The organism is Clostridioides sp. ZZV14-6154 (assembly GCF_020657785.1).
Taxonomy (GTDB): Bacteria; Bacillota; Clostridia; order Peptostreptococcales; family Peptostreptococcaceae; genus Clostridioides.
In genome coordinates, this window is the sequence record NZ_JAGWCY010000004.1 from 188,607 (window position 1) to 202,297 (window position 13,691).

Genomic DNA, 13,691 nt, shown 5'->3' on the forward strand with positions numbered 1-13,691 from the left:
AGTCAGAAAGGATGAAAATATGGATTATAAAAACAATTATGAGATGTGGTTAAATTCTCCTTATTTTGATGAACAAACCAAAGAAGAGCTATTAAATATAAAGGATGATGAAAAAGAAATACAAGATAGATTCTATAAAAATTTAGAATTTGGGACAGGTGGTCTAAGGGGTATAATAGGAGCGGGAACTAATAGAATAAATATTTATACTGTTAGACGTGCAACACTTGGAATTTTAAATTATATTATGAAGACACAAGGTGAAGAAGGAAAGCAAAAAGGAATTATTATAGCACATGATAGTAGATACATGTCAAGAGAGTTTTGTATAGAAGTAGCTAAAACTTTAAGTGCATATGGTGTAAAGGCTTATATTTTTGAAGAATTAAAACCTACACCAGAACTTTCTTTTGCTGTTAGATATTTAAAGTGTGCTATGGGAATAGTAATAACAGCAAGCCATAATCCTAAAGAGTACAATGGATATAAGGTATATGACTCAGATGGTGGTCAAATCTGTATAGATATGGCAAATGATATAATTGCAGAAGTTAATAAGATTGATGATTACAGTATTATTAAAAGTGCAGATTTTGAAGAAGCTTTATCTAAAAATTTAATAACTATATTAGATAATGAAGTAGATGATGAGTTTATAAAGGCTGTTAAGAAGCAAGTTTTAAGACAAAATACAATAGGTGAATATGGAAAAAAATTAAAAATAATATATACACCTATTCATGGAACTGGAAATAAACCAGTAAGAAGAGTCTTAAATGAATGTGGCTTTGAAAATGTAATGGTGGTTAAGGAGCAAGAATTGCCAGATTCTAATTTTTCAACAGTCAAGTATCCTAATCCTGAAGAAAAGTCAGTATTTAATATAGCTATTGAAATGGCAAAGAGTAATGGTACGGATTTGATAATAGGAACAGACCCTGATTGTGACAGAGTAGGTGTTGTTGTAAAAGATTCTAGTGGTGAGTATGTAGTATTAAATGGAAACCAAGTTGGCTCACTTTTAGTTAGATATATATTAGAGAGTTTAGTTGAAGAAAATAAACTTCCTAAAAACAATCCTACAATAATAAAAACTATAGTTACATCAGAACTAGGTGCAAAAATAGCAAAGGCTTATAATGTAGATTGTTTAAATACTTTAACAGGATTCAAATTTATTGGAGAAAAAATAAAAGCGTTTGAAGAAAGTAATGATAGAAGCTTTATAATGGGATATGAGGAAAGCTATGGTTACTTAATTGGAACTCATGCTAGAGATAAAGATGGTGTTGTATCTTCACTTATGATATGTGAAATGGCAGCATATTATTTTTCAAAAGGTATGAATTTGTATGAAGCTTTGATAGATACATATAATAAATTTGGATACTACAAAGAGGACTTAAAGTCAGTTACTTTAAAAGGCATAGATGGAATAAAAAAAATAAAAGAGATGATGCTTTACTTTAGAAGTGTTAAAATAGATAATGTGGCTGATGTAAAAGTAGATAAGATTTTAGATTATAAAGATGGGGTCGATGATTTACCTAAATCAGATGTACTTAAATTTTTACTTGAAGATGGTTCTTGGATAGCTATAAGACCTTCAGGTACAGAACCTAAAATTAAATTTTACTTTGGAGCAAATTCAGACAACCAAGAAGATGTAGAATCTAAGTTGAATAATTTAATATCTTATATATTAAATGTGGTGGATTCTATATAAAGAGCTAAGGGGAGATAAATAATGAAAGCATACAATGTCATAATGGCTGGTGGAGGAGGGACTCGTTTCTGGCCACTTAGTAGACAAGAAGTACCTAAACAGCTTATAAATTTAAGTGGAGAAGATGCTTTAATAAATGAAACTATAAATAGAATAGATTCTCTAGCAAAAAAAGAGGATTTATTTATAGTAACTAATGAGAAGCAATTGGAAGCTTTAAAGGATACAGTAAAAGATAAATGTTTAGATAGCAATATCTTGCCAGAACCATGTGCCAGAAATACGGCAGCAGCTATAGGTTTTGCAGCATTTAACATAATGAAAAAATATGGTGATGGTGTTATGTGTGTATATCCAGCTGACCATTATATAAAAGATGAAAAAGAATTTAAATCTATTTTAGAAAAAGCTATCTATATAGCAGAAAATAATGATAAACTAGTAACTATTGGGATAACTCCTACATTTCCATCAACAGGATATGGATACATAAATTTCAATAGAGAAAACACAATAGAAAATGTTGCATATGAGGTAGTGGAGTTCGTAGAAAAGCCAAACTATGAAATTGCTAAAGAATATGTAAACTCTAAAAAATATGTATGGAATAGTGGAATGTTCGTATGGAAAGTATCTAAGATATTGGAAGATTTTAAGAGATACTTACCAAAAGTATATGAAAAATTAGAGGAAATCAGTAATTACTTAGGAACAGAAGAAGAAATAGGAAAAATAAAAGAAATATATCCAACAATACAATCAATTTCCATAGATTATGGTATTATGGAAAGAAGTAATGATGTTATAGTAGTTCCTGGTGATTTTGGGTGGAATGACGTTGGTTCTTGGGACTCTCTAGGTGCAATATATCCAACTGATGATGAAGGTAACATCAAAAGAGGTGAAAATATTACTATAGATACTAAAAACTCAATTATATATTCAGATGACAAATTAATATCGACAATAGGTATTAGTGATTTAATAGTAGTATCTACAAATGATGCAGTTATGGTTTGTAGAAAAGATAAAGCTCAAGATGTCAAAAAGATAGTAGAGCAATTAAAAGAAGAAGATAGACAAGAATATATGTAGGAGGTGTTCATTTGATTCCTAAAAAAATACATTATGTATGGTTTGGTGGACCAAAAGGAAATATAGAAAATATATGTATAAATTCCTGGAAAGAGAAACTTCCAGAATATGAGATAGTAGAGTGGAATGAAAAAAACTTTGATATAGAGAAAGAAATAAAAGGAAATAAGTTTTTGGAAGAATGTTATAAAAGAAAGCTTTGGGCATTCATATCAGATTATACAAGAATAAGAGTACTCTATGAACAAGGTGGAGTTTATATGGATACAGATATGCAAATATTAAAGGATATAACTCCTCTTTTAGAAAATAATAGGCTTATATGTGGATATGAAGATGATGGAGAATACATGAATGCAGCCATAGTAGGTGTAGAAAAAGGACATCCTTTTTTTAAAGACTTATTAGAGTACTATGAAAAAGAAGTCCTGACTTCTTCATTGTTTACAATACCAAAGGTTATGACTTATCTTATGGAAAAAAATTATAAAAAGATTGACCAAAATAACTATGAAGAAGGTATCCGTGTCTATGATAAAGAATATTTTTATCCTTTTGGATTTAAAGAAGACTTTACACCAGAATGTATTACAGAAAATACTTATGGAATACATTGGTGGGGAAAAAGTTGGGCTAAGAAAAGAAATTATTTCTTAGAAAGCAAGCACTTAACAGGTGTAAATAAGATATGGAAGTGTTGTAAAATATTTGCAAGTAATACTTTACGAAGCTAAAAGGGAGAAAGTGAAATGAAGACTTTAAACGATGATAGAAATATTATGATTAAAAAATATCTTTATATATTTGTTTTGTTTATCATATTACTTAGAAAGTATATGATATCATTTATTGACCCAGATATGAGTATAGGGATGATTAAATCAGCGTTATTTTATTCTTCAATAGGAATACTAATGCTACTTTTTTTATTTGATAAGAGAAAAAGTATAACAGAAATGGTGCTAGTTGGAGCCTGTGTATTACTTTATATATTAAATAGAGAAGGGGCTATATTATTAATTGTTTTGCTAGCTGTATCAGCTAAACAAATAGATGATAAATATATAGTTAAAAGTTATTTAATAATATCTGCATGTTTTTTAATAGGAGCTATATTATTATTTAATTTATTTCCTTCATTAGTATTTAATCAGGAAGTCCACTATAGATATATAGGAAAATTAGATACGCTTGTTACAAGAATGGATTTTGGACTTGGTAATCCAAATGGGGTATTTTATCATATGGTTACTATATATGCAGCATATATATTCTTAAGATATAAAAACTATAATAAATGGGATAGAATAATTTTATTTGGATCTGCATTTTTTGTTTATCAAACTACATATAGTAGAACTGGTTTTTTTACTATATTAGGAGGATTAATATTTGTAGAAATAATAAGATTGATAGACCTAAAAAAAGTAAAAGGACTACCAATGCTTATAAAGACATCACCGATAATACTTACTTTATCTAGTGTACTTATTGGTATAATGTTTTCTAAAAGTAGTGTACTAAATAGATTATTAGCAAGTAGACCTAAGTTTTGGAATGTATACTTAGCTCAAGAGGGAAATTTTATGAAACCTTTTGGAAATTCATATAGCGCTGCTATAAAAGCAACTAATCCATTAGATAGTTCTTATATATATATAATTAGTGTACTAGGAGTAGTTGCTTGCATATTATTTATGTATTTGATGTATAAAGGTATAGAAAGTTTTATAGAAAAAGATAAAAAAGAGTATTTAGTAGCTTTATTTCTATTTTTAATATACTCTTTTGCAGAAAATTTATTATTAGAAGCTTCATTTAGTTTTGCAATAGTATTACTAATAAAAGAAGTAATATTAAACGATAAAAGAGAGGTAGATTTGTGGAAAGTGAAAAGTAGGAGGTAGTAATGTTAATATCATTAATAATGCCAACATTAAATAGATATGATGATATATATTTACTTATGGACAGCCTAGAAAATCAAACTTACAAAAACTTTGAACTTATAGTAGTAGATCAAAACGATAATAGCAAAGTTAGGGAGATAGTTGATAAATACGTTGATAAGTTAGATATAAAGTATATAAAAAGCGATAAGATGGGATTAAGTTATAATAGAAATGTAGGAATAGACAATGCTAAAGGGCAAATTATAGGTTTTCCTGATGATGACTGTGTCTACGAAAATGATACATTAGAAAAAGTTATAAACTTCTTTAATAAAAATAAAGATTATAAAATATACAGTTGTAAAACTATGGATGCAAATAAAATTGATGCATTTAAGAAAATGTATGATGGAACTTGTGATATCACAAGTTCCAACGTTTTAAATACTATAACATCCATAACTTTTTTTGTTGATTATGGAGAGAAAGAATATACAAGATTTGATGAAAAATTAGGTGTTGGTGGAGATTTTGGTGCTGGTGAAGAGATAGATTATGTTTTAAACTTATTGAGTTTAGGATTTAAAGGAAAATACTTTGGGAATGATATAATTTACCATCCTGCAAAAAAACATTCTAAATCTAAAGAAAAGTATCAAAAAGATTATAACTATGGAAGAGGTTTTGGAGCCCTTTGCAAAAAAGAAATAGTCTATAGAAAGAATTATAAGTTTGTAAAGGTTATGGCATCAAAACTTGTAAGAAATATAGGCGGTCTTATATTGAGTTCCAACAGAGATTATCATAGTGCCACTATAAAAGGAAGAATTAATGGATTTAGACAGTATAAGTTATAATGAGGATGGTGTTTATGGACAAGGTTAAATTTTTAATAAATATGCTTTTGGCTTTTTTTATGTATCCATTTAGTAAGCATAAGTTTAATGGTAGAAATATCTGGCTTATAGGTGGACATTCAGGAGATATATACAATGATAATTCCAAGTTCTTTTATGAGTATATGTTGAAAGAGCATAATGATGTAGAAACTTATTGGGTAGTAAATAAAGACAGTAAAGTATTTGATAAAATTCCAGGCAAAAAATTAATAAGAGGAAGTGTAGAAAACTATCTATATTATTACAATTCAAAAGCTATAGTATTTTCACATGCGCCATCAGCAGATATAGCACCTTATAACTTTGCTGTACCTGTTCTTAATTATTTTCATAAAAAGACGATAAAAGTGTTCTTAAATCATGGAACTATAAGTTTTAAAAAGAGAAAACCAATGAATAAAAAGTTCAAAAATATTATAGATAACCTATATAAAAGCTATAATATAGTTACAGCAAGTTCTGAGTTTGAAAGAAATGTCATGGTAAATGATTGGGGAATGTTAGATGACTCAGTTTATATAATTGGAAATGCAAGATATGACAATTTACCAACAAATGAAGTTGCACAAACACGAGATATATTATATACTCCTACATGGAGAGACTGGATAAAATTTAGTTCAGGAAAATTTACAGATACAGATTATTTTAAAAATATAATGAATTTCTTGAATGATGATAAATTAAATAAAATATTAGATGAGAAGGATATAAATGTAAAAATTTATATGCATCATCTTATGCATGAGTTTATAGATGATATAAAAGAAAACATAACTGGTAAACGAATTGTATTTTTAGATAAAGGGGTAACTCTAGCAAATGAAATAAGAAAATCAGCTGTAAACATAACTGATTATTCAAGTGTTGCCATAGACTTTCTATATATGAACAGACCTATTTTATTTTATCAATTTGATTTAGATGAATATATGGAAAAAGTTGATTCGTATATAGATTTAAAAAGTGAAATGTTTGGGTCTTTGGCTTATAATAATGATGAAGCTGTGAATAAACTTATTGATATTATTGAAAATAATTTTGAGGTTATGGATAACCAAAAAAATGAAAGAAATAAGTTTTTCAGATATAATGACAATAAGAACTGCAAGAGGATATATGATTGTGTATTAAGTAAAATTAAATAAATATTTTATAAATGATGAGGAAGGTAATATGAAGAAGAATTTAGTATCTATAATTACTCCCATGTATAATTCTGAAAAATTTATTGAAGCAACCATAAAATCAGTATTAAACCAAACTTATCAAGAATGGGAAATGTTAATTATTGATGATTGCTCAACAGATAATAGTCCTAATATAGTCAAATCTTATATGCAACAGGATAGTAGAATAAAATGCATAAAGACTGAGACTAATAAGGGTGTCTCTAATGCTAGAAATCTAGCATTAAGTAATGCGACAGGACAATTTATAGCTTTTTTAGATAGTGATGACCAGTGGAATAGTAGTAAGTTAGAAAAACAAGTAAACTTTATGTTAGAAAATGACTATGTAATCTCATTTACTTCATATGAACTGATGGACGAAAATGATAAAAAGTTAAATAAAGTAATAAAAGTGCCACCTAATGTGGATTACAGAAGGTTATTAAAGGGAAATATTTTGGGATGTCTTACTGTTGTAATTGATAAGTCTAAACTGGATTTTGAAATTAAGATGAGTGGTGTAAGACATGAAGATTATGTCTTGTGGTTATCTATATTGAAAAGAGGACATATCGCTCATGGAATAAATGAAGTTTTAGCATTATATAGAAAATCTAGTAACTCCCTTAGTGGTAATAAGATAAAGGCTGCTATGTGGACTTGGAATATATATAGAAATATAGAAAAAATACCTCTATACAAAGCTATATACTACTTTATTAATTATGGAATAAATGGAATTAAAAAAAGTTAGATAGAGAGGAAGATTTAATTAATGTATAAATATAAATTTACTGTATTTACTCCAACATACAATAGAGCTCATTTACTTGAAAATTTGTACAATGATTTAAAAGCTCAAACATATGATTTCAACGACTTTGAATGGTTGATTGTCGATGATGGAAGTAGCGACGGTACTAAAGAATTAGTTGAAAAATTTATATCAGAAGATAAATTAAATATAAGATATATATACAAAGAAAATGGAGGAAAACATACTGCAATAAATCTAGGTGTGAAAAATGCAGATGGAGAACTATTTTTCATTGTAGATAGTGATGATGGTTTAATTAAAGATTCTCTTGAAATTGCTAATGATGAATGGAATTCTGTAGAAAATAAAGAAGGATTTAGTGGGGTTGTTGGACTTTGTGTATACCCAAGCGGAGATTTAATAGGCACAGAAATGCCTGAGGATAAAAAAATATGTCACTTTGCAGACCTATATTTTAAATATGGTGTTAAGGGAGATAAAAGCATTGTATTTGTAACTGATGAGCTTATAAAATTTCCTTTTCCAGAAAGAAAAGAAGTGAGATTTTTACCAGAAAGTGTAGTATGGAATGAAATGTCTAAATACTATAAAGTTAAATGTGTAAACAAACCTATGATAATAAGAGATTATTTGGATGATGGTTTGACTAAGAATATATTAAATAAAAATGCATTAAAAGGTAGAGCATTAGAGTTTTTATATTTAATAAATCAAAATACATATCCTTTAGGTAGATATCCATATATGTGGATAAAGAATTACATAAATTTAGCTAGATACTCATTGTTATCTGACAGTCATTATTTTGGCGAAATCAAAAAAATATCTGATAAATTATTGTATTTAGTGTTGTTCCCATTAGGATATTACAAATATATTGGACAAAGAAAGTTAGTATCTAAGTAAACTTGTTGGTATAGTACTGCTAGTTGCTATATAAGGAGAGTAAAAATATGAATGAGCCTTTAGTATCGATAATTACTCCTGTATATAATTCAGAAGAGTTTTTATCAGAGACAATAAAGTCAATCCAAAATCAAACTTATAAAAATTGGCAGCTTTTATTAGTGGATGATTGTTCTAAGGACAATTCAAGTGAAATTATAAAAAGTTTTCAAAAAGAAGATGCTAGAATAAAATATATAAAGCTTGAAAAAAATTCTGGAGCTGCAGTATCTAGGAATGTTGGTATTGAAAATGCGGAAGGGCGATTTATTGCATTTGTAGATAGTGATGATTTATGGGATAGTAAAAAGTTAGAAATTCAGATAGGACATATGTTAAAAGAAAATATCGGGTTTTCTTTTACATCTTATAGATATATGAGACAAGATGGAACAAAAACGAGTAAAGTTGCAAGAGCACCTAAAAAGATTGACTATGAAGGATTACTTAAAAATACTATAATAGGGTGTTCTACTGTAGTCATTGATAGGGATGTCATAGGTGAATTTAGTATGCCTTTAGTAAGAAGAGGACAAGATACTGCAACTTGGTTACAATTACTTAAAAAGGAAAAATATGCATATGGAATTCAGGAAGATTTAGTGAATTATAGGCTAGTTGGAAATTCTATATCAAGCAATAAGATAAAAGCATTAAAACGAACTTGGAATACCTATAGAAATGTTGAAAATTTAAGTTTACCAAAAAGCCTATATGTATTTTGTTTCTATGTTTTTAATGCCATTAAAAAAAGAGTATAAGTTTTATATACTTGGAGGTAAAAAAATGAAAATAGCTATAGCTGGGACTGGATATGTAGGGCTAGTAACAGGTGTTTGTCTAGCAGAGGTAGGCAATGAAAATGTAATTTGTGTTGATATAGATGAACGCAAAGTTAAATCAATGCAACTTGGGATAGCACCTATATATGAAGAAGGCCTAGAAGAACTTATGGTTAGAAATTATGAAAAAGGAAGAATAGATTATACTACAGATTATAAAAAAGCTTATGAAGATGTAGATATAATACTAATAGCTGTAGGAACTCCAGAAAGAAGTGATGGTTCAGCTAATTTAGATTATATAAAGGCAGTTGCAAAGCAAATAGCTGAAACTGTAACAAAAGATACTTTAGTAGTAATAAAATCTACAGTACCAATTGGAACAAATGAAGAAATAGAAGATTATATAAATAAAAACTTAAAAAATGATGTAAAAGTTGAACTTGCATCTAATCCAGAGTTTTTATCACAAGGTAGTGCAGTAAGAGATACTTTACATGCTTCAAGAATTGTTATAGGAGTGGAAAGTGAGTGGGCAAGAGGAATACTGGAAGAAATTTATAAACCTTTTAATCAACCTATAATAGTAACTAATAGAAATAGTGCTGAAATGATAAAATATGCATCAAATAACTTTTTAGCACTTAAGATATCTTTTATGAATGATATTGCAAATCTTTGTGAGATAGCAGGTGCTAATGTGGAAGATGTCGCTTTAGGAATGAGTTATGATGATAGAATAGGAAGTAAATTCTTAAAAGCAGGTATAGGTTATGGAGGTTCTTGTTTCCCTAAAGATACAAAAGCCCTTCATTGGCTGTCTGAGCATAACGGTTATGAATTAAAAACAGTAAAGGCTGCTATAGAAGTGAATGAAAGTCAAAAACTTAAATTAGTTAGAAAGGCATCTAAACTAGTAGAGAGCTTTCAAGATATGAAAGTTGCTGTTTTAGGATTAACATTTAAGCCAGATACTGATGATATAAGAGAAGCCCCATCTATTCCAAATATAAAATATTTACTTGAAAGAGGAGCAAAAGTTACTGCATTTGACCCAATAGGAGTTGAAAATACTAAGAAAATATTTGGGGATTCTATACTTTATGCTAAATCTATAGATGATACAATAGAAGATGCAGAGATATGTTTTATAATGACAGAGTGGAAAGATGTCTTAAATTATGATATACATAAGTATAAGGAAAAGATGAAAAATCCTTTAGTTCTAGATGGAAGAAATTGTTACAAGCTTGAAGATATGAAAGAACTAGGTATTGAGTATTATTCGATAGGAAGGTAAATATTATGAAGACTGTTTGTTATTTGGCTGATGGGTCAAATCCTCATACTTTAAAATGGTGTAGTTTTTTTAAAAATAAAGGATACAACATTCATGTTATCTCTTTAAATGGAGGTCACATGGAAGGAATTAAAATTTATGACTTTGGTTCTAATGTAGAAGAACTGAAAAATGAAAATATTTCTAAAAAAACAGGATACTTAGGTTCAATAAAACAAATAAAGAAACTAGTAAATGAAATAAAGCCAGATATACTTCATGCACAATATGCAAGTAGTTATGGATTTATAGGTAGTTTACTTGGGTATCATCCATATATTATTTCTGTTTGGGGTACTGATATTTATGATTTCCCAAACAATGGTTTTATACAAAAACAAATTATAAAACATAACTTTAGAAAAGCAGATTATATATTTTCAAATAGTAGAGACATGGCTAAAGAAGCTAATAAATATACAACTAAGCATGTAGATGTAACCTTTTTCGGAGTAGATATGGATAGATTTAAACCTATGGAAGTAGAAAAAGAAGATGCTTTTGTAATAGGAATTATAAAGAGTTTGGAAAAAAAATATGGAATTGAATATTTAGTACAAGCATTTAAGATGTTGAAAGATGAATATAAAGAAAAGAAAATAATTTTAAAAATAGGTGGTTCTGGAAGTCAAATGGATAACTTAGTGAATCTGACTAAGGAATTAGGCGTGGAAGATAATGTTCAATTTTTAGGTAGAATATCTCCAGAGGATGTCAGTAAGACTTTTAATTCTTTTGATGTAACAGTATTTCCTTCTTTGAGAGAGGGTTTTGGTGTAGCTGCAATAGAATCAGAGTCTTGTGAAGTTCCTGTTATTGTTACAAATGTAGGTGGGCATCCAGAATCTGTATTGGAAAATGAAACGGGGCTAATTGTAGAGCCAAAGCAAGCAGAAGAAATAAAAAATGCTATAATAAAACTAATGGAAAATGATGAGCTTAGACTTAATATGGGTAAAAAAGGGCGTAAGTTTGTTAGAGAAAATTATGAAGTTAATTTAAATTTTAATGATATAGAAAAAATATACGACTCTATATTAGATAAATATAAAAAATAAGAATTGAAAAATACAGCAAAAGATAGATGTTGTTGGCTATGCTTAGGTGCGTAGCTTTTGCTGTTTAATGGAGGGCTTCTAGTTATGCGAGAAAGTATAGATTTAGAGAAAGAAAGCTTTTTTAATAAGCTTTTAAAAAAATATAAATTTAGACAACTATCATTATTAATTCTAGATATTTGTAGCGTGCTAGTAGCATTTCGAATGTCTTTGAGTTTGACAGGCAATTTAGATGTATTCAATGTTAATAATGTAATAATTTCAGTTTGTATATATATTGGACTCCATATAGTGTCATTTAGATTGTTTAAGTGTTACAACACATTGTGGAGATATGCAGGAGAAGAAGAAATTATTTCGATTTTTATTGCAACTTTAGCTTATCTAATTCCAGCTTATGTGATAAATAGAATATTGGGACTCGATTATCCTATAATGCTTTATGTATTAAATACGATATTTATTATAATGTTTACAAGTGGAGTGAGAATAGGCTACAGGGCTATAAGAATAGTCATGAATAAGACATACTCTAGAGGGAAGGTTTCTAACATTCTTATAATTGGAGCAGGAGATGCTGGAGAGATGGTTATACAAGAATTAAAGCGAAATCCAGAACTTAAAAAAGTAGCAGTAGCTATAATCGATGATGATAAAAATAAAATCGGAAGAATAATTCATAATGTAAAGATTGTAGGAACAACTTCAAAGATAAATGATATAGTTGAAGAATATAAAGTAGATGAAATAATTTTTTCTATTGCCAACATAGAAAAACACAGAAAAAAAGAAATTATTGATATGTGTAAGAATACTAATTGTAAAATAAAGACAATACCAGGAATTTATGAAATTATAGATGGAAAAGTTGATATAAAACAGATTAGAGAGGTAGAAATAGAAGACTTATTGGGTAGAGAGCCTATAAGAACAAATTTAAAAGAGATAAGTAACTATATTGAAGGAAAAGTAATCCTTGTAACTGGAGGAGGAGGCTCAATTGGTTCAGAGCTTTGCAGACAGATTGCAGGGTTTAATCCTAAAGAGCTTATTATAGTTGATAATTATGAAAATAATGCTTATGCAATACAGCAAGAATTGCTTAGAAAATATAAAAATAAGTTGGATTTAAAAGCAATAATAGCTTCAATAAGAGAAGAAAAAAGAATGGATGAAATATTTAATAAATATAAGCCAGAAGTGGTATTCCATGCAGCAGCTCATAAACATGTTCCTCTTATGGAGTCAAGCCCTGGTGAGGCTATAAAGAATAATATATTTGGAACTTTAAATATAGCAGGTTTATCTTCAAAATATAGAGCTAAGAAGTTTGTCCTCATATCTACAGACAAAGCTGTAAATCCGACAAATATAATGGGAGCTACTAAAAGAGCTGCCGAGATGATTATACAGACAATGAATGATGAAAGTCAGACTGAGTTTGTTGCAGTTAGATTTGGAAATGTACTTGGAAGTAATGGAAGTGTAATTCCCCTTTTTAAGAAGCAGATTGAAGATGGTGGACCAGTAACTGTTACACATCCAGATATTATTAGATATTTTATGACAATACCAGAGGCTGTAGGGCTTGTTATACAGGCTGGAGCTATGGCTAAAGGTGGAGAAGTATTTGTACTTGATATGGGAGAGCCTGTAAAAATATTGGATTTAGCAAAAAATTTAATAAAATTTAGTGGGCTTGAACCAGATGTTGATGTAAAAATTGAATTTTCTGGTCTTAGACCAGGAGAAAAATTGTATGAAGAACTTCTTATGTCAGAAGAAGGTCTGTTAGATACAGAGCATAAAAAGATTTTTATTGGTAGGCCAATAGATGTTGATAGAGAAAAAATAACAAAATACTTAAAACTTTTAAAAGAAATTACAAACAATGAAGAAACTGAAAAAATAGATGGTGTCATGAGAAAATTAGTACCAACTTACATTAAACCAGAAGATGCTAATATCAAAGAAATTGCAACAACTCGAGAGAAGTAGAATATAT

General features: G+C 28.6%; 12 protein-coding genes. All 12 read left to right on the forward strand.

Translation table 11 applies throughout. The features are described 5' to 3' along the window. Positions 1–19: 19 nt before the first annotated feature. On the forward strand, positions 20–1,726 hold the full coding sequence (locus KGF45_RS11400) for a phospho-sugar mutase (protein WP_227842588.1): 1,707 nt from the start codon (positions 20–22) through the stop codon (positions 1,724–1,726). Positions 1,727–1,747: 21 nt separating this feature from the next. Beyond that, positions 1,748–2,821 (forward strand): mannose-1-phosphate guanylyltransferase, encoded by a 1,074-nt coding sequence (locus tag KGF45_RS11405; protein WP_227827550.1) that lies wholly within the window; start codon positions 1,748–1,750, stop codon positions 2,819–2,821. 11 nt (positions 2,822–2,832) lie between these two features. After that, positions 2,833–3,555, forward strand: coding sequence for a glycosyltransferase (locus tag KGF45_RS11410; RefSeq protein ID WP_227827549.1), 723 nt, complete (start codon positions 2,833–2,835; stop codon positions 3,553–3,555). Between the two features lie 15 nt (positions 3,556–3,570). Then, complete coding sequence (locus KGF45_RS11415; protein ID WP_227842589.1) at positions 3,571–4,728, forward strand: polysaccharide polymerase; 1,158 nt, start codon at positions 3,571–3,573, stop codon at positions 4,726–4,728. Positions 4,729–4,730: 2 nt separating this feature from the next. Next, a complete protein-coding gene (locus KGF45_RS11420; RefSeq protein WP_227827547.1) occupies positions 4,731–5,570 on the forward strand; it encodes a glycosyltransferase family 2 protein in 840 nt (279 codons plus the stop codon). Positions 5,571–5,584: 14 nt separating this feature from the next. Further along, positions 5,585–6,760: a CDP-glycerol glycerophosphotransferase family protein gene (locus tag KGF45_RS11425; RefSeq protein ID WP_227827546.1), complete on the forward strand. Its 1,176-nt coding sequence runs from the start codon at positions 5,585–5,587 to the stop codon at positions 6,758–6,760. A gap of 28 nt (positions 6,761–6,788) precedes the next feature. Further along, positions 6,789–7,538 (forward strand): glycosyltransferase family 2 protein, encoded by a 750-nt coding sequence (locus KGF45_RS11430; RefSeq protein WP_227827545.1) that lies wholly within the window; start codon positions 6,789–6,791, stop codon positions 7,536–7,538. Between the two features lie 21 nt (positions 7,539–7,559). Beyond that, entirely contained in the window at positions 7,560–8,468 is a 909-nt protein-coding gene (locus KGF45_RS11435) for a glycosyltransferase family A protein (protein ID WP_227827544.1), read from the forward strand. A 47-nt stretch (positions 8,469–8,515) separates the two neighbouring features. Continuing rightward, positions 8,516–9,268, forward strand: coding sequence for a glycosyltransferase family 2 protein (locus KGF45_RS11440; RefSeq protein WP_227842590.1), 753 nt, complete (start codon positions 8,516–8,518; stop codon positions 9,266–9,268). Further along, entirely contained in the window at positions 9,222–10,589 is a 1,368-nt protein-coding gene (locus tag KGF45_RS11445) for a UDP-glucose dehydrogenase family protein (RefSeq protein WP_413840562.1), read from the forward strand. Before KGF45_RS11440 ends, KGF45_RS11445 begins: the two co-directional genes overlap by 47 nt. Positions 10,590–10,594: 5 nt before the next feature. Then, positions 10,595–11,686 (forward strand): glycosyltransferase family 4 protein, encoded by a 1,092-nt coding sequence (locus KGF45_RS11450; RefSeq protein ID WP_227842591.1) that lies wholly within the window; start codon positions 10,595–10,597, stop codon positions 11,684–11,686. 84 nt (positions 11,687–11,770) lie between these two features. Further along, a complete protein-coding gene (locus KGF45_RS11455; RefSeq protein WP_227827541.1) occupies positions 11,771–13,684 on the forward strand; it encodes a polysaccharide biosynthesis protein in 1,914 nt (637 codons plus the stop codon). Positions 13,685–13,691: the final 7 nt, after the last annotated feature.

Excerpts from the sequence above, each read along its gene's own strand:
- KGF45_RS11415 (WP_227842589.1), top strand. The coding sequence starts at position 3,571 with ATGAAGACTTTAAACGATGATAGAAATATTATGATTAAAAAATATCTT.
- KGF45_RS11440 (WP_227842590.1), top strand. The coding sequence starts at position 8,516 with ATGAATGAGCCTTTAGTATCGATAATTACTCCTGTATATAATTCAGAA.
- KGF45_RS11430 (WP_227827545.1), top strand. The coding sequence starts at position 6,789 with ATGAAGAAGAATTTAGTATCTATAATTACTCCCATGTATAATTCTGAA.
- KGF45_RS11420 (WP_227827547.1), top strand. The coding sequence starts at position 4,731 with ATGTTAATATCATTAATAATGCCAACATTAAATAGATATGATGATATA.
- KGF45_RS11445 (WP_413840562.1), top strand. The coding sequence starts at position 9,222 with ATGTATTTTGTTTCTATGTTTTTAATGCCATTAAAAAAAGAGTATAAG.
- KGF45_RS11425 (WP_227827546.1), top strand. The coding sequence starts at position 5,585 with ATGGACAAGGTTAAATTTTTAATAAATATGCTTTTGGCTTTTTTTATG.
- KGF45_RS11435 (WP_227827544.1), top strand. The coding sequence starts at position 7,560 with ATGTATAAATATAAATTTACTGTATTTACTCCAACATACAATAGAGCT.
- KGF45_RS11450 (WP_227842591.1), top strand. The coding sequence starts at position 10,595 with ATGAAGACTGTTTGTTATTTGGCTGATGGGTCAAATCCTCATACTTTA.
- KGF45_RS11400 (WP_227842588.1), top strand. The coding sequence starts at position 20 with ATGGATTATAAAAACAATTATGAGATGTGGTTAAATTCTCCTTATTTT.
- KGF45_RS11405 (WP_227827550.1), top strand. The coding sequence starts at position 1,748 with ATGAAAGCATACAATGTCATAATGGCTGGTGGAGGAGGGACTCGTTTC.
- KGF45_RS11455 (WP_227827541.1), top strand. The coding sequence starts at position 11,771 with ATGCGAGAAAGTATAGATTTAGAGAAAGAAAGCTTTTTTAATAAGCTT.